The sequence below is a fragment of the Alteromonas gracilis genome (assembly GCF_043642145.1).
Classification (GTDB): Bacteria; Pseudomonadota; Gammaproteobacteria; order Enterobacterales; family Alteromonadaceae; genus Alteromonas; species Alteromonas gracilis_B.
The window spans coordinates 23,701-48,369 of the sequence record NZ_JBHZRZ010000001.1 but is presented as its reverse complement, the minus strand read 5'-3'; the positions used below and the strand labels follow the sequence as shown (position 1 = coordinate 48,369).

Sequence of the window (24,669 nt, the reverse complement as noted above, 5' to 3'; positions counted from 1 at the left end):
TATCACGTTTTAGTCTTAGCTTTTAACCATGAGCGGCTAGGGCTATTTTGCATTGTATGGCGGTGAACAATACGTTTCGCTTCTTTAATTACATCGTCACGTTCTCGATAATCCCATAGCCGTTTGGCTGTTGAACGATTGTATTGGTCAATATCAATAATGGGAGCAACGTAGTCTCGCTCAAGATCAAAGCCAAGCATTTGCGCTTCTAGCGGAGGAAGTGAGTAGGGTGTGTGAACCGCGTCGCATGGTAAACCAGAAAGTTCAGGCACCCATTTTTTTATAAATATGCCGTCGGGGTCTAATTTCTTCGACTGAGTAGCCGGGTTGTATAGGCGTACTGTATGAATACCAGTGACGCTAGCCTGCATTTGAATTTGTGGGTAGTGAATGCCCGGCTCAAAATCTAAAAACTGGGTTGCCAAATAATGAGCCGCTTTAAGCCAGTGAGCGTTTAAATGATGGCAAAGAAAACTGGTAACCATGGCGCGCATTCGAAAATTTATGTACCCCGTTGCCTTAAGCGCTCGCATGCAAGCGTCCACGAGTGGGTATCCTGTTCGCCCAATACTCCAGAAATAGAAGCGCCGCTCAGCTTCAGGGCCGTCTATATACGGAAAGCTCTCATAAGCACTGTTCACTGGTTTCCATTCTATACTGTGCTCACTTTCGAATTTTTGTATGAAGTGACAGTGCCAATGTAGCCTTGATGTCAAAGCGTTTAGCGCACGGCTCCACTGTTTTCTTTCGCCTAAAGGTAACGCCTTCTTCTTTTGCTTTTCAAGCTGCACGGTTTGATAAACTTGCTTAATTGAGATATTACCCCAAGCAAGATAGGGGCTTAAACGAGAACAGGCACGGCGTGCACATTCTGGTTTAGAAATATGTTGATGGTAGAACTTTCCTCTTGAATTGAAGAAGTCTTTTAGTACTTGCCAAGCACGCCTTTCTCCACCTGGTTGCATCTCACTTTTTTCATGTTGATTTTGGGCCAGCAAACGGCGGTTTAGATTGCAGCTCGACGTGTGATTTTGTTCCCACAGTGAGGCATACTCAAGTTCAATTTCTTCTAGACTTACAAGTGCGGTGTTAAGCGCTTTGTAATTGTGCCAATCTGCCCAATTTACGTTTTTTATGTCAAAATCAAACGTATGAGTCGTAAAATGGCTTTCCCAATTGGCTTGCCAATGGGCGCGATGGGGTAACCCTCGGATTACAGCACCATTAGCTGCCTCAATAAAGGGGATGCCTTTTATTTTCAGATGCTTAGATAAAGCTAGATCGCGGTTATGCGTAACCTTTAAGCCAACTTCCTGGTAACTCCTAACCACAGAGATGGTGTAAAATCGTGCTATTTGGTCTATTGCGTCAGTGACTTCTGAGTGTAGCGCAAGCACCTGAATAGATTTGGGAAGTTGGTCATTTAGATCATCAATACTTTGCTGGACAAACCGCCAATGTCTTTTATCCATATGCGGGTCTTTTATCAATGAGGGTTCCCAGCAGTACAAAAGCAGAATGTTTTCATGAGAGACCGCTGCTCGATAAAGTGGCTCATGATCACGCAAGCGAAAGTCGCGTTTGAGCCATATTATTGTAATCGGTATTTTTGATTTTTCTTGAGGCATATGGGTTTAAAACTATAGCCACTTGTTGCGAAAACTTCCCTTGGGGTCGTATGTTTCCGTTTGTTTATGTAAATTAAACTGACGGTGGCCTCGAGGATCATTGCCCACTCCCGCAAGATAAAGCCAATTTCCCCAGTTACTCCCCACATCGTAATCAATAAGTTGATGCTCAAACCATGCAGCCCCATAACGCCAGTCTTGACGTAGTTCATGTACAAAGCAACTGGCTACTAATTGTCGTCCTCTGTTAGACATATAACCTGTTTGGGCAAGTTGCCTCATACAGGCATCTACGATGGGATAGCCGGTTTTACCTGCGCACCACTGCTCAAAGGTTTCTGGGTCGTGCTGTGTTGAAGGGGATTTACCCTGAATCCCGCTAAAGCGAAACCATTTTGTGCCGTATTTTAGCTGTAGCCAATGAAAAAACTCTCTCCACAACAGTTCAAAGTATATCCAATAAGTAGAATCATTTTTCTCAACATCTTTTTCAAACCGCTGAACTTGCCGCATAACTTCGCGTGCGGACAATGAGCCATTTGCAAGCCATGCCGACAACTTCGTACTATCCTTCCATGTGTTTAACGCGTTGCGTGTTTCTTTGTACGTTGCTGCAGCTTGCCATGTAAAAAGATAAGTATTTAAATGAGACAATCCAGCGGTTTCTCCCCCCACAAAAGTGGATAAAGATGGCTCAGGAAGCGTTATATCAAAACCTAATATATGCGCGGCATCTATTTTAGGCTGGTAAGGTTTCGGTAAGTTCTCGTTTCGTACATGAACAGGTAGCGCAGAGCAGTGCTTTTCAACCTTTCTGCGAAACGGACTAAATACATCAGGCATATCTTGAATATCAAACGGGAGCGTATTTTCATCGAATAAGCCAAATGAAGGAGTCTCAACGACATGAAGTGAAGGGAAGAAACGTCTTACAACATTAACTTGCGCAGACTCATCATAACCACAATGGGCACTAACCCCCAAATGAGAGTATTTTCCTACGCTAAGTAATTCAACTAAGCATTCAGCAGTGTTGCCTTGTAAAGCGAGCAATTCGTGCCCTTGCGCTTTCAACTGTCGCTTTAAGTCTTCAAGAGTTTGAAGCAAGAAGGTACGGCGGTGTTTGCCCATGGGCGTCAAACCAAGTGACGTAGTTTCAAAGTTTTTATCGTCTAAAATAAAAACGAACGTTACTTCACTGACTTTTTCGCATAGCGCAGAAATGGCCGGCTGGTCATGGAGGCGAAGGTCATGGCGAAACCAAAACAAACCTCTTTGGGTGTTATTTGAACGCCCAACATCAATGTGTTGATTTATCATACTTATTTTTAGAACTTTCCAACTCTTAACGGATCCTGAACCCGTTTACTACCGTAATATGTGCAATACGATCGATATTGAAATTTAGTGCAATGCCAAAGGAAATAAAGTGACCGTTCCCGTTAGTATCATGTGGTTCAGGCAGGACCTTCGAGTAAAAGATAACCCGGCATTAAACGCTGCCTGCGACATGGGCAAGATTGTGCCCATTTACATTTACGATAATTCAGCGCCAAATGGCAGAGAACCTGGAGGGGCCAGTAAATGGTGGCTGCATCACTCATTGGAATCTCTAAACAAAAGGCTGAATGGTCACTTGCAAGTATTTAAAGGCGACCCTCAGTCACTAATTCCAAAGTTAATGTCATCGTTCGGCGCTGAAGCAATTTTCTGGAATCGCTGCTACGAGCCGTGGCAGATCAACCGTGATAAGGCACTCAAAAAGTCTCTGACAGAAGACGGCTTTGATGCCCACAGCTGTAACGGTAGCTTGCTCTGGGAGCCAATGAAAGTGCTCAAAAAAGACGGCACACCTTACCGAGTATTTACGCCTTATTACAGAAAAGGTTGTTTGCAAGTTGAAGAGCCACGCTATCCAAAAGCACCGCCAGCACGCATAACTTACGCCGATGTAGCGGACAAAAGTGATGGTCTAGCATCTCTTGAATTGCTTCCAACGATTAGCTGGGATAGCACCATTGCCAAAGAGTGGGCACCCGGTGAGGATGGCGCCGCTGATAACCTTTCAGATTTTATTGAAAACTCAGCAAGAAAATACAAAGACGGCAGAGACATTCCATCGGCAAGAGGCACATCTCGCTTATCGCCGCACTTGCATTTTGGTGAAGTTTCGCCCAATCAAGTTTGGTATGCCATCAAAGATAAATTCGGAAATACTGAAGACAAAAGCATTGATACCTACTTAAGTGAATTAGGTTGGCGCGAGTTTAGTTATTATTTGCTGTTTCACTTTCCAACACTACCAAACAAGAACTTTAATGATAAATTTGACAAGTTCCCCTGGCGCACTGACGGCAAGGCCCTTAAAGCATGGCAAACCGGCGATACGGGTATTCCCATTGTAGATGCTGGAATGAGAGAGCTATGGCAAACGGGTTACATGCACAACCGCGTTCGCATGATTGTTGGTTCGTTTTTAGTAAAAAATTTATTGCTTAGCTGGCACGAGGGTGAACGCTGGTTTTGGGATACCCTGTTAGATGCCGATTTAGCAAGCAATAGTGCCAGTTGGCAATGGGTTGCAGGCTCTGGCGCTGATGCAGCCCCATATTTCAGGATTTTCAATCCCATCTTACAAGGTGAAAAGTTTGATAAAAAAGGAAGCTATGTACGCAGGTTTTGCCCTGAACTAAAAGATTTATCTGACAAGTACATTCACAAGCCATGGGAGGCGCCTAACGCTATATTAAAAGATGCGGGCATCGACTTAGGTAAAAACTACCCAAAACCCATTGTTGACTTAAAAGCATCTAGACAACGCGCACTAGACGCATTTCAAGAGATTAAAGAGTAGGGTATGGCTGCACTTATTTTAGTTCTGGGTGACCAACTAACCGACACCTTACCTGCAATAACAAATGCAGTAAAAAGCAAAGATACGGTGTTAATGGCTGAGGTTAAAGAAGAAGCCACGTATGTTAAGCATCATAAAAAGAAAATTGCTTTTTTGTTCAGTGCCATGCGCCATTTTGCGGAGTACTTGCGCAACGAAAACTTTCATGTTGACTACGTGCATTATAACGACAGCAATAATAAAGGTGACTTACTTGCTCAGGTGAAAAACGCGGTAAGCGACGGTAACTTTGACGAAGTTAAGGTGACCATGCCCGGAGAGTATCGTCTTTGGAAAAGTATGCAACAATGGGAAAATGTAATTGGCCTGCCGGTTACTATTTGCGAAGACAATCGCTTTTTATCAACGCCAGAAGAATTTAGCCAATGGGCAGAGGGTAAAAAGCAGTTGCGGATGGAGTTTTTTTACCGAGAAATGCGTCGTAAACACAATGTACTGATGGACGGTAAAAATCCCATAGGCGGTAAATGGAATTACGATGCGCAAAACCGCGAACCCATGCCAGAAACACACAAAGTGCCGAAACACACCACGTTTGAAACTGACGATGTAACGAATGATGTTATTGAACTGGTAAAATCAGAGTTCGAAGGTCACTTTGGCTCGGTCGATGAGTTTCATTTTGCGGTTACTCGTGAAGATGCACTTAAGGTACTCAACACCTTTATTGAAGAGCGCTTGCCAAATTTTGGGCAGTACCAAGACGCTATGGTACAAGGAAAACCTTGGCTATATCACTCGCACATCGCGTTCTATTTAAATTGTGGCCTTTTAACACCTAAAGAAGCGATTCAAGCAGCTGAGCAAGCTTACCATGCAGGGCAAGTTCCTCTAAATTCAGCCGAAGGATTTATCAGACAAATTTTAGGTTGGCGTGAATACGTTAGGGGGTTTTACTGGCATTTTATGCCTAATTTAAAAACCGACAATTACTTTAACAACAGCCGAGCCCTCCCTTCGTTTTTCTGGGATGCACAAACAAATATGAATTGTATGCGCCAGTGCATTAAAGAAACACAACAAAACGCCTATGCGCATCATATCCAGCGACTTATGGTCATTGGCAACTTTAGCCTTTTGACAGAACTAAGCCCTGAAGAAGTACAAGCATGGTATCTACTCGTCTATGCCGATGCCTATGAGTGGGTAGAGCTTCCCAACGTCGCGGGCATGATTTTGTACAGTGATGGTGGAAATTTGGCCAGCAAGCCTTATGTGGCTAGCGGCAGTTATATAAATAAGATGTCGAATTACTGCAAAAACTGTGGGTATCAAGTATCTAAAAAGACAGGCCCGAAGGCGTGTCCTTTCAATTATTTGTACTGGCACTTTATTGACAAAAATAGAGAAAAACTGAGCAATAATCATCGTATGGCTATGATCTACAAAACTTACGGACGAATGAAAGAAGAAAATATTGAAGCAATGAAGCAAGATGCAGCAACATTTTTAACTAAACTGACAAAAAATGAAGAAGTCTGATTTACCCACTAAAATGTGTCCCGTCTGCCAAAGGCCATTTACATGGCGTAAAAAATGGGAAAAAAACTGGGAACACGTTCGCTACTGCTCGAAGCGTTGCGCAGGTAACAAACGCAGCGCCGCGGGCAGTTGACAGCGAAATATGATACTTACAAGCCTTTACAAATGCTTTTCCTACAGGGCAGCCCCACATAACTAAAGCCCTATTAATCATTTATCGAAGGTAGACCGTAAAAATACTACAGGAAATACAAGGAGCGTGTTGTGCAAGCACCTATTACTGTTGATAGACTGCGTTTTCTTCTCTACAGCTTTAAAGAAAAGTTGTGGGTAAAACCCTTAGGGTTTTGCCTGCTATCTATTTTCGTAGTCTTCACCGCGAAAGTAGCTGACGGCACATCTATTGCCGAACATCTTCCGGAAATAAAAGCAGACTCAGTAAAGACCCTACTGTCTATCATGGCTTCTAGCATGATGGTTATAGCCACGTTTTCCGCTGGAACTATGGTAAGCGCTTATGCTTCAGCAGGCCAATCATCGACACCTCGTTCATTAAGTCTGATTATCTCCGATGATGTCTCACAAAACGCTCTTTCTGCATTCATTGGGGCATTTATTTATAGCGCTGTTGCGCTGACTACAATGTCTAATGCTTTTTTTAACAAAGCAGGAGTATTCATACTGTTTTGTTTAACGTGCTTGGCCTTCGCCATAGTAATTATTACGTTTATTCACTGGGTAGACAGCGTGGCACGGCTTGGACGCGTGGGCTCTACATTGTTGAAAGTTGAACGTGCTACTGAGCGTGCCATTAAACATCGAATTGACAAGCCGTTCTTAGGCGCTATCTCACAAGAAAAAATAAAAGAGCAGGGGACTTGTGCCATATTTAGTGAGCAAGTCGGTTACATTCAGTTGATAGATATAGCGAGACTACAACGCTGGGCCGACAAAGAAGATTGCTTCATTAATGTAGCCATGTTACCTGGCGACTTCGTTACCCCCGAACAGCCGTTAGCGTATACCAACATCGATGTTGACCATGGTGAAATTACAAGCGCATTTTCCATTGATGAAGCGCGCTCATTTGAAGCAGACCCACGATTTGGTTTTATCGTTATGGCGGAAATTGCCTCTCGAGCATTGTCCCCATCGGTAAATGACCACGGTACAGCCATAAATGCAATTAGCAGTATTACACGATTAATGTTGTTATGGCGAAAACCGCACCTAAATAAAAGCGAGCAAAAAAGCAGCTGCAAGGAAGATTGCCAGCCAAATGACGATGTTGCTTACGACCGCGTATCAGTTCCAGCGCTTACAGTAAGCGACATGTTTGATGATGCGTATACAAGCATTGCCCGTGACGGTGCAGCTAACGTTGAAGTTGCCATAAGCATTCAGAAGTCGCTTAAAACATTAAAAGCCTGTTTCAAAGATATAGATAAAAACTTTGTTGATGCTGCTACTGAATTGGCAGAACAAAGCTACGAAAGAAGCAAACTAGCGTTAACTTATGACGTTGATAAAGAGCGAGTTGAGAATATTTATAGTAGTTAGATTATGTTTTTTATTTATCAGCCTGACTAGAAAGTCATTAAGAATTTTTCTCAAACTAATTGCGCTGTGTGTATTTGAATAGAAGCTACAAGACATTATTAATTAAGACAGTTTTTAGACGTTAAACTAAAGCTATAATTCAAATGCGCTAAACTTCTTCCACAAAAAAATCGATACATACGGTTTTAACCAATCTTTTCATAATAGGTCTCACTGAATCTGTTTCAGAGAAACTACCAAGCTAATTACGCAAAGTTATATCAGCCTGTAAATCTAAAACACTAACCAACAATACTCAAAATAGCCTGTACATTTCACATCCTATTTTACGTGACGCTACGTGAATGAAATTAAAAAACTAGGGCAATCATGTTGCACATTTCACGTAGCGCACGATTCAATTTATTACGCCTAAAACAAATCATCTGAGCGGTTTTAAATTAAAAGTACTGGCGTAAGTGAGATGTTCACGCACAAGCGCCAATCTCTAAAACAATCCAACACAGCAGCCACGCATAAAAGTCTGTAAGTAATCACAGCCAACAAACCAACCAAATAGAGAGACATCAACGCCCTAATCTTCCATATATATAATTACGCATAATGTATATTAAATAGTCTGGCTATCTGACTGATAATACGGACTTTTTTTGCGTATCTCAATACCGTATTTTGTTGCCAGTTCTTCGGCATGGCGGTAGTAAGTTTCGCGGCTCATGAGGAAATATGGATCGAACCCTAGTAACCATGTAATGTACGTACCACGAAGCCTGCACGGCATGCGTACCAAAAGTAGCTGTTGTTCTGTCGTCAAAGTGACTGGCTTATTGTTCATCAAAAAGGTATCGGAGATATATTAGAAAATTCTTTATCAAATGGATAAAAATTTCTTTTTTCCCCGCTATTTTCGATAGTGATTACGCCATCTTCAATACTTACCAATTGACCAATGCATTCACCGGCTAAATACATTTCTTCACCTATTTTAGTTTTAATACCGTTTACTATTATCTCTTTTCCATCAGCTTTGTTTTTGAGTGCTCTTCTCAATTGTATGAGCTTCTCTGTTGAATTTAAGGGAGCATTTTGCCCTTCAATCCTTCTTACCCTCGAAGCTAGTCCGTCTATTGCAGACAAAATCATACCTGTTTCAGCCGATAGCTCTTTACCAGTCGGTAAGGATGCAGCCTTGATACCTAAAAGTTGTATGAGAGAATTTATCTCATCGCCTTGACCATTAACTGTTTCCATAATCATCGATCTAATCTTAGCAATGCTATCTTTTGCTACATCCACTCTTAGAGAAAAATCATATTCAACATGTCTTAGTCCGCTAATATCAAAAATTGCATCTGTAGTATTATCTTTCAATAATACGGTAGGTAAGTTAAAGGCTTGTCTCACTCCTAACTCATAGAGCACGTTTGGGTTTCTACCACTCATATCACAAATAACAAGCTCGCTTTCAACTATCCTTTTTAGAATATCAATTACAATAAAATTACTAGAGCTCACGTCATCAGCTCTAATTGGTTCATAACCACTATCTAAACATGCCGGCTTTATTAGGTATTCATATACACGCTTAAAATGTCCTTTATCATAGCCTTCCATATCTGAAATCGGCATCATCACGAAACAAGACTTTTTCTTGTCATTTTCTAGAGGTTGTTCTTTCTTTTTAGTTGTCATAACAATTTCCTTATAAACAAAATGCCCGAAGGGCATGCAGTGAACGAAGTGAACGGGTATTCCTTGGTATAAACGCCAAATCCTCTTCACCCCAACGGCCAGCAGAAGTTAGCATGAGCAGATTAGCTAATTGCCACCCTGCTAAACCTCTCTACGATGTTGGGAAGGGGCCCCGCTTGCGGGGAAGGGTTCCCAACAGAGTAGGGTAGACATACTATAACAGTCTACCCTTGTCCGATATTCGTATTAACTTCCAATATTATCATATATATCAGCAACTTAAATTTATCTGCGAATTGCACATTTGTACTACCATTGTATTACTTTTGTTAGTACATTTACTTTAAACAATGCTATTGTTAGTACAAATGCATTACAAAATGGTGTGATTAGTTATGAGTGAGAATGATTTTATAAGTAATTTAGAGAGTTTAGCTAAACAGTCTGTTGAACGTAAAAGAGCGCTCGATGGTGAAGAGAAATTTGATGCCGTAGGTACTCAAGCCGACGCAACAATTACGTTTAGAGTAAACAAAGCACTCAAAGACGAATTCACCAGAGTCTGCAAAAAGAACCACAGTACACCAAGTCGTGAAATTAAATTGTTTATGAACGAAGTAATCAGAAGCCAAAAGCTGGATTGATTCTACGGTTATAAATTAAGGCTCAAAGTTTGATTTTACATATACACGGTGCATACATGGTGTGTGCAGCAGGTATACATTATTCCAGCTAATTCAGCTATTTGCAGGGCGCAGCTAGGTACTTCCAATGTGAAGAACTATCGCTTATGGTGTTCTGGATTCTGATATTAATAAGCAGAAAGTAAGAAGCCCGACTCGGCAAAGTCAGGCTTCTAGGATGCGTTCGAGAGCGGCAACTCTCTTGCGCGTTGTTACATACCCACAGAAATGGAGTAACACGGCAATGTTACTAACTCAAACTGATTCTGTCAGTGAATCAGTTCGTCTAGCATACAGTTCGCATGAAAATATTTCATGTGAAAAGTTTAGCACGAACCGAAAAGCTGACGAAAAAACACCCCAAAACGACCTCGAAACGCAAATTACCAAGCGGACTGCGCCTGGGTTTATCTCTTTATCAACAACTGGAACGCCCACTGAAATACACAAAATAGACCGTGACCAATCCAGATTACGCAGAATGAAACACGGTGTATTAACTTCAGCCAGACTCCATGAGGAAGATTTACAGCAACGTAAAGCGCGTTATCGACGTGCTATGGTTACGCTGACATATCGAAACACCGATGACTGGAGAGCCGATGATGTGAGTTACTTCATGCGCTTGGTTCGTCAGTGGTGCAAACGTAGGCGCATCGATGTGCGTTATGTATGGGTGGCTGAATTACAAAAACGCGGTGCCGTTCATTACCACATAATATTCTGGTTGCCGATCGGAGTGACGTTGCCAAAACCTGATAAACAAGGTTGGTGGCCGCATGGAATGACACGTATTGAATGGGTAAAAAGACCCGTGGCTTATTTAGCAAAATATGTGTCTAAAGGTGAAGATAAAAAATTCCTAAAGGCTGTCGAATTCATGCGTTCGGTGGATTATCTGAATCAGGTAGAAATGAACGTTGTTGGTGGTTAATGCCAACGTGGGTAAAAGAAATTGCCGACATCGACGATAAACCACGTCGCGCTAAAGGTGGAGGAATCGTGCTGAAAAGCACAGGCGAAATAGTTAAATCCCCGTGGAAAGTCATCATGACTGGCATGGGGATCTTCGTCGTTAAAATAGCCTAAATAATTAGCCGCGTTCTACGTGAATGAAATTAAATAATCAGGGTAATCATGCTGCACATTTTACGTAGCGCACGATTCAATTTATTACGTCTAAATCAAATCATCTGAGCGCTTTTAAATTAAAAACACCAACGCAAGTGCGATGTTCACGCACAAGCGTAAACACCAACACAGCAGCCACGCATAAAAGTTCGTAAGTAATCACAGCCAACAAAGCATCCGAATAGAGCGGCATCAACGCCCTAATCGTCCATATATATAATTACGCATAATGTATATTATGTTAAATAGAGTATCGTAAATGTTTCTAATGCATAGCTGTAGATCAAAGGAATGCTCAAACCTATACCTTCCTTTCTTTAAGTTAAAAGAAATCGATAATTTGCGAACTGATAAATATTGTTTTTACATCACATGAACTTTATTAAATATAAAAATATTTTCAGTATAAAAGCCTATATTTTTTTAGCGGCTTTGGTTTTATATTTCTAATAGTTGCTAGTTTTTAAAGACAATGTGTTTGTCTTTTTTACTTTTAATCTATGTTTGATATATCTGTGTTTAATACAATTATTTGAGGTTATACAAAGTTAATTGGCATCTACAGTAGAAGCTCAGGCCTTAATTCTGCGGACTGACTTAGTATGGGTAACCATAAAATACGTTAGCGACAAAAAAGAAAAATATGGCTGCTTTTGGTTGATTAACAATAAATGTAATTACAAGGCACACGGCAGTTGAATTAATTATTTATGGATAAAAGAGCCTATTTAAAATAGCTTTGAAATTACATGCGCACGTTTTAACTTCGGGACTACTAACATTTAGTGTTACCTATTTCCGCCGCTGTAAAAGTTCGTAAAGCTGACTGCACGTTAAGTGAAAGAAGAAAGCATTAATTCCACACTACACATAAAAAACTTTTTATCTTTTCTGGGATGTTAGCTCGACATTTATAGCCTATTTTTCAGGCGTCGCTACGTAAAATCTGAGAAGATTTTAGGGGTATTACCTTATAGATTTCACGTAGCGCACGGCCAAAGCAGCCTTAAATTTAAGCAGCTAATGCCGAATTTGCCTGTTAATATGGCGAGAAAGTTTAAGAGCAACCACATAATGTGATGGCAAGCGGCACTAAGCTGTATATAAAAACAGTATTGTGATAGAGTTACATCTTAAAGAACTTTAGCTAGTGTCACTTGCACAAGTAGTTGGTTTTAGTAAATGCTTAAAAGGGTTATTTATCGTGTTTTCACACAACTTCACGCATGATAATTACAGTTATCATGCGTGAATATCTATAAATATCAATGACATACAAAACACTGTTAAGTCTACATAATCCTTTTACAACCGTTTAAAAGCGCTTCAAAATTAGGTCTTCCTATGTCTTCAAATTTCAAATCTACGACGTTGCCATCGTATAAGGATAATACGAAACCAACGAATAATCGTAGTTTATTTCAAACGGAGAGTGACAACATAAAGTCGAATGACGAATTCCAAGGAAGTTTTACGCCCATAGCAGATAGCACGTCTGCTCATAGAGTTGAGCATTATTTTCGTGACATTTTTACTAAATTACCTTACAACACGCAACGTGCTTACATTAGTGACTACAACGAATTCGCACTGTTTTGTAGGCAAAATGGCCTGGGTGGTTTTTCCGCTACATTTGAACACAACGAATACTGTGTTAAGAAATATGTAGAAGTGTTGTGTCGTTCTCCCCTCGCCTATAGAACAATTAAACGAAGATTATCTGCGCTGAGCAAGTTCTTAGGTGTGGCTAAATTACCCAATCCAATTATTCAATCAGCTTACCTACGTGACTTTATTCGTTTGTCTCTTATAGAAAATAGAAAGTTTCGCTTCTCACAAAAACAAGCCGTGCCTTTGACCATCGAAATGTTAGAGCAAATAAATAACGCCATCATTCCCGATTCTCTATTAGAGTTAAGAGACGTGGCAATAATTAACTTAATGTTTGATGCTTTACTTCGTGCAGATGAACTTGTGCGAGTATGCGTAGAAGATATCTCTGCAAGAAATAATTCTTTGCTTGTTGTTTCATCAAAAAACGACCAGTCGGGCCAAGGCCAATACAGGTTTGTTTCTTCAAGTACTATTTCCATGGTGCAAGAATATATCAATGAGGCAAATTTAGATCCAAAGACGAAACTTCCAAGGCATACTTCTGATTTACGTGGATTACACAGCGGCATTTTGTTCAGGCGCCTTACAAATCATAAAACTGCTCTGCTTCCATTCAATGAGCATGTTCCAAGTTATAAGGCTAATGTTCTGAATTACTCAAGCATTTATAGAATTTGGCAGCGCATCGCCAAAAGAGCAGGAATTAGAGAAAATATTACGCCACATAGTGGAAGAGTTGGCGGCGCTGTTTCACTAGCCGAAGATGGTGCGTCGTTACCAGAGTTGCAACTTGCCGGAGGATGGCAATCTCCAGAGATGCCAGGTCATTATACCAAGCAAGCCAATGTAAAACGCGGAGGTATGGCAAAACTTTCGGCAAAACGAAATAGATAAGACAGAATATATCGGTCATGCACCGAGCCATAGGTTACGCCTAACCAAATGCGGGTTATTTCCCCTTCTCTCCCTTTACTTTACCTAAATCTGCTATCAATCTTAAAACGCTAAGTGTGCGTATTAAGTGGTTGTATTCATATGGCACGATCAAAACTTGAATGCGCATTGTTATTCATTAGATACGACCAAAGCGTAAAATAAAGGAGCTTTATATGAGCAGTGGAATCGACACAAAGCATGGAAAATTGTTAGCGGAAATGGTTGTTCCATCTTCGTCTTGGCGCCTTCAGCCCGAAAAACAAGACCCGTTTAAGTCTCAGGAGTCGGCCGTCGAGTACTTAAATGAACACAATGAACCCTTGTATTTACATGTGCCGTTTGCTCAATCTGACAAGCAAGTTCGAATTTGCGTTACCTCAAGAGCTGACGACGTAGTGTTCACAATTAAAGATTTAAACAAGGGCGGTGAGACCTCGCTGCACTACTCTCACCTAAAAAACTTAGACAGTACCATAAGAACATTGGTAGACGAGAGTTGCCAAGAAAAGATTAGGCCACTATAGCAGCCAATGTTTTGAAGCATGCTCTTGTAGTTACCATAAAACGGTTATCCAGATTAAGCATGCAAGCACTAAACTAACAAATACGGCCGCTGAGCCGATGTCTTTCGCTCGCCCAATTAATAGGTGAATATCTGTACTAACGTGGTCGCAGAGCTTTTCAACTGCAGTATTGAGAAGCTCTGTAACTAAAACTATGAATAGTGATGTAATTAGAAAAAGCCGCTCTATCTGCGAGACTTCAACGTAGAATGCCACAGGAATTAAGATAATCATTGCGATTAGTTCCTGTCTTATTGCGGCCTCACTTAAAAACGCAGCTTTTAATCCTTTCATCGAATAGTAGGTAGCGTAAAAAAGCCTACTTAGGCCCGTTCGTTTGGTCATCATGATTCAAACTCGCAAAAACCACTACGCTATCTAATATTCATTACACCTAAATGACGCTACGTTAGTTTTTTCACGCGTTTTAAACATGCCAAATATATCTTATATTCAATAAGATCAGACTTTTACCGCTAGCACGTCAGTTTTCACACCATGTAGCACCGCATTGGCAGTAGAGCCTAGCAGTAAACGCAAACCACTTTGTCCATGTGTACCAACAACAATAAGATCAGCGTTGATTTTTTCGGCCATATGATGAATTTCATCAGCAGGTGAACCTATTTCTACATTTACGTGGCTATAAGGTATATCATGCTTCGATGCTACATCTTTTAGTTGTTTAAGCGCCTGCTCTCTTACTTCTTCAGAAAAGTCTCTATCTAAAAATAAGCCGTATGGTTCCATGTTAGCTTGCGGATACGCTACATAAAGTAAATGAATTTTATGGCTGTCACCTGCAATAGCCAACGCTTTTTCCACAACTAACTCATAGTCTGAATACACATCAATTGGAACTAAAATAGTGTCGTAACTTTGCATCGTTTTTCTCCAAAATCAAGGGCGGTAGAAGAACATTCATTGCGTTTAGGCGTACCGCTATTTATGCTTACAAAATAATAGTACGGTCCAAGTGCTTATACCTTGCGCTAGGTCAATATTTGATTCGACAAGTAATTCATACTTACTTTATACCAAGCAACTAACAAAATTGTCAGGTAACCTTTAATAAGGAACAAATTATGAGATCGACGTTAATAGTACTAATATCGCTGTTGCTCTTTGCATGTGATCAAGGTGCAGACTCCCCTAGAGGTTTCAGCTTACCTGAAGGTGACATGGAAAAAGGGCTTAAGGTATTTAAAAAGTACCAGTGCCAAGACTGCCACAGAATAGCTGGCGAGAAAGCACCGGAGGATGCGCAATATTTGGTGGCTAAACCTATTCCATTGGGTGGAAGTAGCGGAAGAATTAAAACTTACGCTGAATTAGTGACGAGTATCATTAACCCTTCTCATAAACTTACGCCTCGTCAACCAGCAAGTTTTACAAGCGAAGACGGCGTGTCATTTATGCGCATTGTAAATGACGAACTTACCGTATCGGAGTTGATTGATTTGGTTGCTTATCTACAGCCTAAATATAAAGTCACGCCATATAGAACAAGCGATTATCGCCTTTATCAATTGCGTATTCCTGACAAAAATGAAGGTTAGCAATATAGGGGCTCTTAAACTTTACATGCGCGTTCTATTTTGAAATGCGCATAGAAAATGGTTATAGAACATAAACAAGACTAATCGCAGTATCGCGAGCATCACTTACGATACTGCTTTTGTTTCCTTCTCAATTTCCGCTAGTAAACTGCACGGCATAAAACTATCTGCGTTACCTTCTTTCAAGTGTAGCTTATATCTTTCTGGTGCCTCGTCGACCAAGAAACTGCCCGTCTTCACTAGTGGAAATATTTCATCGTAGCGCGCAACGTGACACTGGTCTACTCGTCTAAAAATGTGCGTTCGGTTTAACTCGCTCGTTTTTACATGCCCGGTTGAAGACAAGATATCCATCAATGCATGTACTGTCTTCTTGTGAAAACGAAAAACACGTTCATATTTATCTTCTACATTTAAACCCCTAGCAAGTTTCGGATCTTGAGTTGCAACGCCAGTGGGACATTTATTTGTATTACATGAAAGTGATTGAACACAGCCCAATGCCAACATCATACCTCTAGCACTGTTGCAAACATCTGCGCCTAAGCTTAGGTTTTTAGCGATTTGAAATGCTGTGATAATCTTACCAGAAGCAATGATTTTAATTTTGTCGCGAAGTGCAAAACCAGTTAAGCAGTCATCAACAAATGCTAATGCCTCGCGTAGCGGAAAACCGATAGAGTTAGTATATTCCAACGGCGCCGCACCCGTGCCGCCCTCTCCGCCATCAACTGTAATGAAATCGGGTGTCACCCCCTTTTCTACCATGGCTTTACACATGGCTATAAACTCACTTTTTCGCCCTAGCGCAAGCTTAATACCGACTGGCTTAAATCCGCTTAAGCTACGCAATTCAGATATGAAATCGATCATTTCTAAAGGTGTTGAAAATGCTTTATGCCTTGGCGGTGAATCAACTTGTACACCAGGCTCTACACCTCTGATTTTAGCAATTTCCGGTGTATTTTTATAAGCTGGCAGTATGCCCCCATGGCCCGGTTTTGCACCCTGGCTAAGCTTGATTTCAATCATTTTAACGTTTTCTAAACGCGCTTTTTCTTTGAACTGTTCAGCGTCAAAGCCACCGTCTTTGTTACGGCATCCAAAATATCCCGTTCCTATCTGCCACACCACATCGCCACCATTCTCAAGGTGGTAAGGTGTCAACCCGCCCTCACCCGTGTTGTGATAAAAGCCACCTTTGGCTGCGCCTTTATTCAAAGCAAGAATGGCATTTTTAGATAAGCTACCAAAGCTCATTGCACTGATATTTAACACGCTGGCATGATAAGGCTTTTTGCAGTGCGGGCCGCCTATTTGCACTCGCGGATCTTCATCCATATCTTCAACCTCACGCGCAGATAAAGAATGACCAATCCACTCGTAACCATCTTTATACGTATCAAGTTGTGTACCGAAAGGAACCGTTTCTCTACTGTTTTTCGCCCGTTGATAAACGATTGAACGAAACATACGAGAGATTGGCGTGCCCCCGGTATCAGTTTCAATGATGTATTGTTGAATATAAGGTCTTAAGCTTTCTATGATCCAGCGGGCTCGGCCAACAAGGGGAAAGTTTCTTAATATGGCGTGCTTGGTTTGAACGGCATCATAAAGACCAAGCGCTAACAGAAGAGCTGAAAGCAAAAGAAACCACCACATCGGAGACCACACAAAACCAATTACCACGTTTATGGCCACCAATAGGCATAATATAGTGAGGAGTGTTAAACGCATTTAAATTCCTTATTACTGGCGGCTTTGCTTAAAGAATGAAGCCACACTCATTTCAATACACTCAAATACATCAACTAGATTCATATCCCAAGTAATCTGCTGATTTATAAATGAATGAGAAAACAGATAACAACCAAATTATTGGTTACGCGTTACCATTTTCACTTCAAAATTGTCTTTTTATACTGCGAAAACAACTCATTACATGCTAGTCTTATTGCTTCGTTTTTTCCAAAATAGTCAGTGCAATTTACTCTTTTTTATTTAATGGGGGCCAACTATTTTGGTGTATAAAGGTAGTTTGACCTTTTTAGGTAACGGAATTTACGTTCAACAATTAATGAAAGGTAATTCATGGAGTATGCATTTCTTCTCTTCGCATTTGTCTGCGGTTTAACGGTAAAACTTATCGGCATCCCTCCATTAGTTGGCTATCTTGTGGCTGGCTTTTTATTAAATTTCGTAGGCTATACGCTTACTGAAGATTTAACGCAAATTGCCAACTTGGGTATCACTATTATGCTTTTTACCATAGGTTTAAAGCTAAATATTAGAGATTTAAGTCGTCGAGAAGTGTGGGCGGGAAGCATTTCTCACACGTTGATATGGGTCGGTCTAATTACTTGTTGTGTTTTTTTGTTGGGCGCAATAGCCGCTAGTTATGTTGATGAACTGACTTGGAAAAGTGCCGCATTAATCGCTTTCGCGCTTAGCTTTAGCAGCACAGTATGCGTGGTTAAAGTATTAGAAGAAAGCGGAGAAAGCAAAACACGTCACGGCCGACTGGCTATCGGCATTTTAGTAATGCAGGATGTTTTCGCGGTAATTTTTTTGGTAGCCGCCACTGGAAAATTGCCTTCCGTATGGGCACTTGCGCTATTTGCTCTTTTCCCAGCAATGCCCATTATTAACAAAATGATAAACAAATCAGGGCACGGCGAACTCCTACCGCTTACGGGGTTCATTTTGGCGCTTGGGGGTTATCACGTTTTTGAGTTAGTTAATATTAAGGGCGATCTAGGCGCACTCATATTCGGTATTATGATTGCTCAACATGAGAAAGCTTCAGAGCTTGCAAAGTCGCTACTCAGTTTTAAAGACTTATTCTTAATCGGTTTTTTCTTAACTATTGGTCTTACTGCACTTCCAAGTCTCAGTATGTTCCTACTCGCACTTGTGTTTTGCTTATTCATTCCACTAAAAGCCGCATTGTTCTTTGGGTTATTCACTTCTCTTAGGCTACGTGGGCGCACCGCTTACTTAAGTAGTTTGGTGCTTTCTAACTACAGCGAATTTGGACTAATTGTTGGCGCGCTCGCGGTTTCTCTTGGATTAATAGCAGACACTTGGCTTGTAGTAATCGCACTTGCAGTCTCTATCTCGTTTGTTTTTACCAGTGTGCTGTACCGCAACTCTCATTCTCAGTATCACCAGTACAAACACACTATTAAGCGTTTTGAAAAAGAAAGGCGCCTTAAAGAAGATATTTACCCAACACTCTATAAAGCAGAGTTCTTGGTATTAGGGATGGGTCGAGTTGGTCGAGGTGCATTCAATGCGCTTTCAAAACTAACCGATGTAAATGTTTGGGGAATGGACGCCGATAGGGTCAAAGTTAAGGAATTAGCCGAAGAAGGTTTAAATGTAATATGTGGTGACGGCGAAGATGTCGATTTATGGGATAACCTTGATATAAAGCAAGTAGAGTTGGTATTGCTTGCGCTACCGTCGATACAAGATTCAATAAACATTACACGTCAGCTCAAAAACGCCGGGTATGCTGGGAAGGTGGCAGCAATTGCACGTTATGAAGATGAAGTGCCTTATCTGCTAGAGAATGGTGTCGACAAGGTGTTCAACTTCTTTACTGAGGCCGGGCTTGGTTTTGCTGAAGAAAGCCTTGCGTACGCTCAAGAGCAACAGTAACGCTGTTCTAAATACGAACAATGGATAAATTGAGAAACGTTATCGTTTGTAAACAACTGTTTTACAAAGACTTTTTTGACATTTGCACAAAGATCTACTATACTTTCTGAAAATACGTTAATAGGGTTTTCACAATGCAAGGTGATAGACAAGTTGTTGCCAAGTTGAACGAAGTACTTACTTGCGAACTTACTTCTATAAATCAATACTTTCTGCACGCTCGTATGTTCAAGAACTGGGGTTTTTCTGAACTTAACGAAAAGAATTATAAAAAATCCATTAAGGATATGAAGCAAGCCGATGATCTCATCGAACGCATTCTTTTTCTTGAAGGGCTTCCGAATCTTCAGGCGCTAGGTAAGCTTTACATTGGCGAGGATACGGTTGAAATGCTGTCATGCGATGCACGATTCCAGAAAGAACAGCTTCCTCTATTACGTGAAGCCATTGCATTGTGCGAAGAAAAGCAGGATTACGTTTCTCGTGACCTGTTAGAAGAACTTCTTGAATACGAAGAAGAGCATTTAGACTGGATTGAAACGCAAGAATATCAGATTGACGCTATGGGTATAGAGAACTACCTGCAGGCACAAGTAATGGGAGATGACTAATGAAAGGTAATAAGTCAATTAACAACGGTTTGAATGAGCTGCTCTCTTATGAGTTAGCGGCCATGGACCAATATTTTATTCACTCTCAAATGTATCTTGATTGGGGCTTGAATAAACTTTACGAGCGAATCGATCACGAGTTCGACGACGAACGTGGTCACGCAACTAAACTGATTGAGAGAATGCTGTTTTTAGAAGGCACACCGGACATGACGAAGCGCACTGGCTTCAAGGTAGGTAAGGATGTGCCAGAAATGCTAGAGAGTGACTTACGCGTTGAGTATGAAGTAGACGCAAAGTTGCGCGAAGTCATTGCATTGTGCGAAAAAGAAAATGATTATGTGACGCGCGACATGCTTATTGTCCTGCTTGATGACACAGAAATGGATCATGCACATTGGCTTGAGCAACAGCTTGGGCTTATAAAGCGCATTGGTCTGCAAAATTACTTACAATCTCAAATGTAGCTGAATCATATAAAACGAAAATAGCCGCCTTCTTAGGCGGCTATTTATTATGTGTTTCTTTTTGAAAACAATTTCGCTATCTCTTTAAGATTTACCGTGTTTACGCGATAGTTTTAGTTAAATACGCGTATTGTTAACATTTACTGCTAGCAAATTGAAGCTTATTTACCACAGTAAAGTGGTGCTATATTACTGCGTCACAAAATACAAATAGCTTGGGCTTTCCTTCCCTTCTATATTTAAACGCAGCTGCCATTTCATAACTGGCTCACTACAACTGCCAAGCATAAACCATCCCGACCACTTCCCTTCTCCGTTATCATTCAACAAAACAGGAATTTTACCCATATACATATTAACGCCCTCTATCCAGGCACTTTCAATACTTTGATTTTGCGGAATAAAAAGCTTAAGAGTCACTGACTCTTCAGGTATTGGGGCGGTTGAAAATGTAGCAATGGCTATCTTGCCATCAATTAAGAATTCGCAAGTTTCATTGACAAAATTGCAGCTGTTTCCTATTCCATTAACTACGCTTGTTTCTTTAAACGCCGTTGATTGGAATTTATGCGCTAAATAAACACACACTGCTACCACAATAATAGCGACCAATGGCAGCTGGGAATGTAAAATTTTTGATCGTTTATTGTTATCGCTATTTAGCATATCTTAAATTTTATGTATTTCTTCATTGACGGAGATCAAGCTAAGGTAGTTTATGGTATCTTTTTGTAATTAAAAACCTTATCATCCGCGTACCAACTGGCTTGGAGACAATAATTATTACTCTTTCCGAGCTCGGTGTGAAGCGTTATTCCTTTTTCGGTACACGTCTCGGCCGCACTATTTTGGCAGTTGGAGACCATAGTTCATTTGAAGTGGAAGATTCATTAAAATGAGTGAAATAAGCCAAGCACAACCTAATTACAATTATAAAGTAGTTAGGCAATTTACCATCATGACCATAGTCTGGGGTATCATTGGTATGGGCCTGGGGGTATTCATTGCTGCGCAATTGTTTGCACCTATGCTTAACTTTGACACACCATGGCTAACATTCTCACGTTTGCGTCCGTTGCACACTAACGCCGTTATTTTTGCCTTCGGCGGCTGTGCGCTTTTTGCAACGTCGTACTACATCGTTCAGCGTACCTGCCAGGTAAGACTGTTCAGTGACAAACTTGCCGCATTTACCTTTTGGGGTTGGCAAGCCGTTATCGTTTTAGCTGTTATCACCCTTCCTTTGGGTTTAACTAGCTCGAAGGAATACGCTGAACTGGAATGGCCAATTGATATTCTTTTGGCACTGGTGTGGGTCGCTTATATCATTAACTTCTTCGGAACCTTAGTTATCCGTAAAGTATCGCACATATATGTTGCGAACTGGTTCTTGGGCGCGTTCATGCTAACTGTTGCAATTCTTCATATTGGTAACAGCATGGCTATTCCGGTATCTTTCACTAAATCGTATTCACTGTATGCAGGCGCTGTAGACGCTATGATGCAGTGGTGGTACGGCCACAACGCGGTAGGCTTTTTCCTAACTGCGGGCTTCCTTGGTATGATGTACTACTTCGTACCTAAGCAAGCTGGTCGCCCGGTTTATTCATACAGACTGTCAATTGTTCACTTCTGGGCACTTATCTCTCTGTATATCTGGGCGGGTCCTCACCACCTACACTACACTGCCCTACCAGACTGGACGCAGTCATTGGGTATGGTAATGTCTGTTATCCTGTTCGTTCCATCTTGGGGTGGTATGATAAACGGTATTATGACGCTTTCAGGCGCGTGGCATAAACTACGTACCGACCCTGTATTGCGTTTCCTTATTGTTTCATTGTCTTTCTACGGTATGTCTACCTTCGAAGGCCCAATGATGGCAATTAAGACCGTTAATGCACTATCTCACTATACTGACTGGACAATTGGTCACGTACACTCTGGTGCACTAGGTTGGGTTGCAATGGTTTCAATTGGTTCAATTTACCACTTAATTCCAGTGCTATTTGGCCAACGCGCAATGTACAGCACTAAACTGGTTAATGTGCACTTCTGGTTCGCAACAATTGGTGTTGTTCTATACATAGTTGCAATGTGGATGTCTGGTGTACTTCAAGGTCTAATGTGGCGCGCAGTTAATGCTGACGGTACCTTGACCTACAGTTTTGTTGAGTCATTAGAAGCGTCTAAGCCTTTCTATGTAGTTCGTTTCATTGGTGGTGTTTTCGTTGTTGCTGGTATGCTGGTTATGGCATACAACACATGGAAAACCGTTCGTGCACCTAAAGGCAGTATCGCTGCAGACCCAGCGACTCAGCCAGCGTAGTAAAGGAGACGAATAATGAAAAACGCACATGAGTTAATTGAAAAGAACGTCGGTCTGTTAACGGTATTAATCCTTATCGCTATCAGCTTCGGTGCCATGGTTCAAATTACGCCGTTGATGTTTCAACAGCAAACCATGGAACCGGTAACAGGCTTACGTCCATATACCGCGCTTGAGCTAGAAGGCCGTGACATTTACATTCGTGAAGGTTGCGTAGGCTGTCACAGCCAGATGATCCGTCCATTCCGTGCAGAAACAGAGCGTTATGGTCACTACAGCGTTGCTGGTGAGTCAGTATGGGAGCACCCTTTCCTTTGGGGTTCTAAACGTACTGGCCCAGACTTGGCGCGTGTTGGTGGTCGCTACAGTGACGAATGGCACCGAGTTCACCTGATTAATCCTCGTAACGTGGTTCCAGAGTCGAACATGCCAGGGTTCCCTTGGCTTGCGGAAAACACGCTTGACGGCGAGTTAACAGCTGAAAAAATGGAAGTGTTCCGTGGCTTCGGCGTTCCGTATACCGACGAAGATATCGCGGGTGCGAAAGCGGCAGTACAGGGTAAAACGGAAATGCAAGCCCTTATTGCTTACCTACAGTCTCTTGGCACACATTTGAAATAATATGGACCAAGGTATTGTAGGCAGCATTTTTACTGTCATCGTCTTTGTAAGCTTCATCGGCGTTGTTTGGTGGGCATTTAGCAGCCGCAACAAGAAAAAGTTCGATGAAGCCGCAAACTTGCCGTTTGCAGACGAAGAAAAAGAAAAATCAAAAGAAGATTAGCAGGAGTCTTGAACTCATGAGTATGTTTTGGACAATTTGGATTTCAGTGATAACCCTAGGGTTGATCATTGGTTGCTACTTCCTTCTTCGCTGGTGCCTTTCTAATAAGACCGGCGTAGCTGAAGGTGAGTCTATGGGTCACAAATTCGATGGTATCGAGGAACTGAACAACCAGCTTCCTCGTTGGTGGACAATTATGTTCTACATGACCATCGTTTGGGGCTTTTTATATCTGGCGCTTTATCCAGGCCTAGGTGCATATGAAGGTATTTTGGGCTGGAGAAGCTCTAACCAAAATATTCAATCGCTGGAAGAGTCTATGCAAGCGCGAATTGACGCGAAAGAGCAAGGCTATTTAGTTGAGTATGACCGTGAATTGGATTTTGCCGCTGAGAAGTTCGATCCGATCTTCGAAGCGTATGCCAAAGTTCCAGTAGAAGAACTGGCTAAAGACCCTGAAGCAAATAAAGTAGGACAGCGTTTGTTCCTACAAAATTGCTCTCAGTGTCACGGTTCTGATGCTCGAGGTCAAAATGGTGGCTTCCCTAACCTAACTGACGACGATTGGTTGTACGGTGGTTCAGGTGCGAAAATTGTTGAAACCCTTCAACTTGGTAGAAGAGCGGCAATGCCTGCTTGGCTAGATGCAATGGGTGAAGACGGTATCGAGGAAGTGGTTAACTATGTACTAAGTCTTAGCGGTCGCGATGTAGACCCACAACTTGCTGAAGCGGGTAAAGCGCGTTTCGCAGCGTGTGCGGCGTGTCACGGTATGGACGGTAAAGGTAACCAAGCACTAGGTGCTCCAAACCTAACTGACAACATCTGGCTTTATGGCGGCAGCCACAGAGCGGTAACAGAAACGCTGACTTATGGTCGTAACGGTGTAATGCCTTCATTCAAGAATACCTTGGGTGATGACAAAATTCACGTTGTTGCTGCGTATGTTTACAGCCTTTCAAATGATTAATGATGTAAATCATTAAATATCTTAAAAAGCCTCGTTATCACGGGGCTTTTTTTATGAGAAAATACAGCCATCTAAGTAGTCAG

Annotated in this window: 25 protein-coding genes; 17 read left to right on the top strand and 8 right to left on the bottom strand. The window is 41.5% G+C overall.

The genetic code is table 11. The annotated features are described in order from the left end of the window. Positions 1-2 precede the first annotated feature (2 nt). Both ACHUFN_RS00255 and ACHUFN_RS00250 read right to left on the bottom strand, forming a co-directional pair. The gene (locus tag ACHUFN_RS00255; protein WP_394220254.1) at positions 3-1,628 is read right to left on the bottom strand and encodes a cryptochrome/deoxyribodipyrimidine photo-lyase family protein; all 1,626 of its coding nucleotides are present in this window, start codon (positions 1,626-1,628) and stop codon (positions 3-5) included. 12 nt (positions 1,629-1,640) lie between these two features. After that, a complete protein-coding gene (locus tag ACHUFN_RS00250; protein WP_394220253.1) occupies positions 1,641-2,948 on the bottom strand; it encodes a DASH family cryptochrome in 1,308 nt (435 codons plus the stop codon). Between the two features lie 109 nt (positions 2,949-3,057). Between ACHUFN_RS00250 and ACHUFN_RS00245 the strand changes: the two genes are divergently transcribed. The 4 genes from ACHUFN_RS00245 (at position 3,058) to ACHUFN_RS00230 (ending at position 7,584) form a co-directional block, all read left to right on the top strand. After that, the gene (locus ACHUFN_RS00245; protein WP_394220252.1) at positions 3,058-4,482 is read left to right on the top strand and encodes a cryptochrome/photolyase family protein; all 1,425 of its coding nucleotides are present in this window, start codon (positions 3,058-3,060) and stop codon (positions 4,480-4,482) included. A 3-nt stretch (positions 4,483-4,485) separates the two neighbouring features. Then, positions 4,486-6,024, top strand: a complete 1,539-nt coding sequence (locus tag ACHUFN_RS00240) for a cryptochrome/photolyase family protein (protein ID WP_394220251.1) — start codon at positions 4,486-4,488, stop codon at positions 6,022-6,024. Further along, positions 6,011-6,157, top strand: a complete 147-nt coding sequence (locus ACHUFN_RS00235) for a DUF2256 domain-containing protein (RefSeq protein ID WP_394220250.1) — start codon at positions 6,011-6,013, stop codon at positions 6,155-6,157. Before ACHUFN_RS00240 ends, ACHUFN_RS00235 begins: the two co-directional genes overlap by 14 nt. A 131-nt stretch (positions 6,158-6,288) precedes the next feature. After that, positions 6,289-7,584 (top strand): DUF2254 domain-containing protein, encoded by a 1,296-nt coding sequence (locus ACHUFN_RS00230; RefSeq protein WP_394220248.1) that lies wholly within the window; start codon positions 6,289-6,291, stop codon positions 7,582-7,584. 610 nt (positions 7,585-8,194) lie between these two features. On the opposite strand, the gene ACHUFN_RS00225 is transcribed toward ACHUFN_RS00230, so the two are convergent. Next, a complete protein-coding gene (locus ACHUFN_RS00225; RefSeq protein WP_287149413.1) occupies positions 8,195-8,398 on the bottom strand; it encodes a hypothetical protein in 204 nt (67 codons plus the stop codon). 20 nt (positions 8,399-8,418) lie between these two features. Then, the gene (locus ACHUFN_RS00220) at positions 8,419-9,276 is read right to left on the bottom strand and encodes a hypothetical protein (RefSeq protein ID WP_394220246.1); all 858 of its coding nucleotides are present in this window, start codon (positions 9,274-9,276) and stop codon (positions 8,419-8,421) included. Between the two features lie 395 nt (positions 9,277-9,671). Here ACHUFN_RS00220 and ACHUFN_RS00215 point away from each other — a divergent pair, with 395 nt between their 5' ends. The 5 genes from ACHUFN_RS00215 (at position 9,672) to ACHUFN_RS00195 (ending at position 14,164) form a co-directional block, all read left to right on the top strand. Then, a complete protein-coding gene (locus ACHUFN_RS00215; RefSeq protein ID WP_394220245.1) occupies positions 9,672-9,920 on the top strand; it encodes a type II toxin-antitoxin system RelB/DinJ family antitoxin in 249 nt (82 codons plus the stop codon). 283 nt (positions 9,921-10,203) lie between these two features. Then, on the top strand, positions 10,204-10,893 hold the full coding sequence (locus ACHUFN_RS00210) for a rolling circle replication-associated protein (protein WP_394220244.1): 690 nt from the start codon (positions 10,204-10,206) through the stop codon (positions 10,891-10,893). Further along, complete coding sequence (locus ACHUFN_RS00205; protein ID WP_394220242.1) at positions 10,893-11,048, top strand: hypothetical protein; 156 nt, start codon at positions 10,893-10,895, stop codon at positions 11,046-11,048. Before ACHUFN_RS00210 ends, ACHUFN_RS00205 begins: the two co-directional genes overlap by 1 nt. Positions 11,049-12,434: 1,386 nt before the next feature. Continuing rightward, positions 12,435-13,598 (top strand): tyrosine-type recombinase/integrase, encoded by a 1,164-nt coding sequence (locus ACHUFN_RS00200; protein WP_394220241.1) that lies wholly within the window; start codon positions 12,435-12,437, stop codon positions 13,596-13,598. Between the two features lie 215 nt (positions 13,599-13,813). Further along, positions 13,814-14,164: a hypothetical protein gene (locus ACHUFN_RS00195; RefSeq protein ID WP_394220240.1), complete on the top strand. Its 351-nt coding sequence runs from the start codon at positions 13,814-13,816 to the stop codon at positions 14,162-14,164. Positions 14,165-14,194: 30 nt separating this feature from the next. Here ACHUFN_RS00195 and ACHUFN_RS00190 read toward each other — a convergent pair whose 3' ends face one another. Next, on the bottom strand, positions 14,195-14,551 hold the full coding sequence (locus tag ACHUFN_RS00190) for a diacylglycerol kinase (RefSeq protein ID WP_394220239.1): 357 nt from the start codon (positions 14,549-14,551) through the stop codon (positions 14,195-14,197). 114 nt (positions 14,552-14,665) lie between these two features. Next, a complete protein-coding gene (locus ACHUFN_RS00185) occupies positions 14,666-15,088 on the bottom strand; it encodes a universal stress protein (RefSeq protein ID WP_394220237.1) in 423 nt (140 codons plus the stop codon). 200 nt (positions 15,089-15,288) lie between these two features. On the opposite strand from ACHUFN_RS00185, the gene ACHUFN_RS00180 reads away from it, so the two are divergent. Beyond that, positions 15,289-15,762 carry a c-type cytochrome gene (locus ACHUFN_RS00180; RefSeq protein WP_394220236.1) on the top strand — a complete coding sequence of 158 codons (474 nt, stop codon included), beginning with the start codon at positions 15,289-15,291 and terminating at the stop codon, positions 15,760-15,762. A gap of 105 nt (positions 15,763-15,867) precedes the next feature. Here the strand turns inward: ACHUFN_RS00180 and ACHUFN_RS00175 are convergent, their stop codons facing one another. Further along, the gene (locus ACHUFN_RS00175) at positions 15,868-17,499 is read right to left on the bottom strand and encodes an FMN-binding glutamate synthase family protein (protein ID WP_394220235.1); all 1,632 of its coding nucleotides are present in this window, start codon (positions 17,497-17,499) and stop codon (positions 15,868-15,870) included. 354 nt (positions 17,500-17,853) lie between these two features. On the opposite strand from ACHUFN_RS00175, the gene ACHUFN_RS00170 reads away from it, so the two are divergent. The 3 genes from ACHUFN_RS00170 (at position 17,854) to bfr (ACHUFN_RS00160) (ending at position 20,503) form a co-directional block, all read left to right on the top strand. Beyond that, positions 17,854-19,425: a cation:proton antiporter domain-containing protein gene (locus tag ACHUFN_RS00170; protein WP_394220234.1), complete on the top strand. Its 1,572-nt coding sequence runs from the start codon at positions 17,854-17,856 to the stop codon at positions 19,423-19,425. 134 nt (positions 19,426-19,559) lie between these two features. After that, the gene (gene bfr / locus ACHUFN_RS00165) at positions 19,560-20,036 is read left to right on the top strand and encodes a bacterioferritin (RefSeq protein ID WP_394220233.1); all 477 of its coding nucleotides are present in this window, start codon (positions 19,560-19,562) and stop codon (positions 20,034-20,036) included. After that, positions 20,036-20,503 (top strand): bacterioferritin, encoded by a 468-nt coding sequence (bfr, locus tag ACHUFN_RS00160; RefSeq protein WP_394220232.1) that lies wholly within the window; start codon positions 20,036-20,038, stop codon positions 20,501-20,503. The genes bfr (ACHUFN_RS00165) and bfr (ACHUFN_RS00160) overlap by 1 nt, the downstream gene beginning before the upstream one ends. Positions 20,504-20,692: 189 nt before the next feature. Here the strand turns inward: bfr (ACHUFN_RS00160) and ACHUFN_RS00155 are convergent, their stop codons facing one another. Beyond that, positions 20,693-21,169, bottom strand: a complete 477-nt coding sequence (locus ACHUFN_RS00155) for a hypothetical protein (protein ID WP_394220231.1) — start codon at positions 21,167-21,169, stop codon at positions 20,693-20,695. 229 nt (positions 21,170-21,398) lie between these two features. Here ACHUFN_RS00155 and ccoN point away from each other — a divergent pair, with 229 nt between their 5' ends. Genes ccoN through ccoP form a run of 4 tightly spaced genes read left to right on the top strand, consistent with a single transcriptional unit; the run spans position 21,399 to position 24,586 of the window. Then, positions 21,399-22,832: a cytochrome-c oxidase, cbb3-type subunit I gene (ccoN, locus tag ACHUFN_RS00150; protein ID WP_394220230.1), complete on the top strand. Its 1,434-nt coding sequence runs from the start codon at positions 21,399-21,401 to the stop codon at positions 22,830-22,832. Between the two features lie 15 nt (positions 22,833-22,847). Beyond that, the gene (ccoO, locus tag ACHUFN_RS00145; RefSeq protein WP_394220229.1) at positions 22,848-23,453 is read left to right on the top strand and encodes a cytochrome-c oxidase, cbb3-type subunit II; all 606 of its coding nucleotides are present in this window, start codon (positions 22,848-22,850) and stop codon (positions 23,451-23,453) included. 1 nt (position 23,454) lies between these two features. Then, the gene (locus ACHUFN_RS00140) at positions 23,455-23,616 is read left to right on the top strand and encodes a cbb3-type cytochrome oxidase subunit 3 (RefSeq protein WP_334037264.1); all 162 of its coding nucleotides are present in this window, start codon (positions 23,455-23,457) and stop codon (positions 23,614-23,616) included. 16 nt (positions 23,617-23,632) lie between these two features. After that, positions 23,633-24,586 (top strand): cytochrome-c oxidase, cbb3-type subunit III, encoded by a 954-nt coding sequence (ccoP, locus tag ACHUFN_RS00135; RefSeq protein ID WP_394220228.1) that lies wholly within the window; start codon positions 23,633-23,635, stop codon positions 24,584-24,586. Positions 24,587-24,669 lie beyond the last annotated feature (83 nt).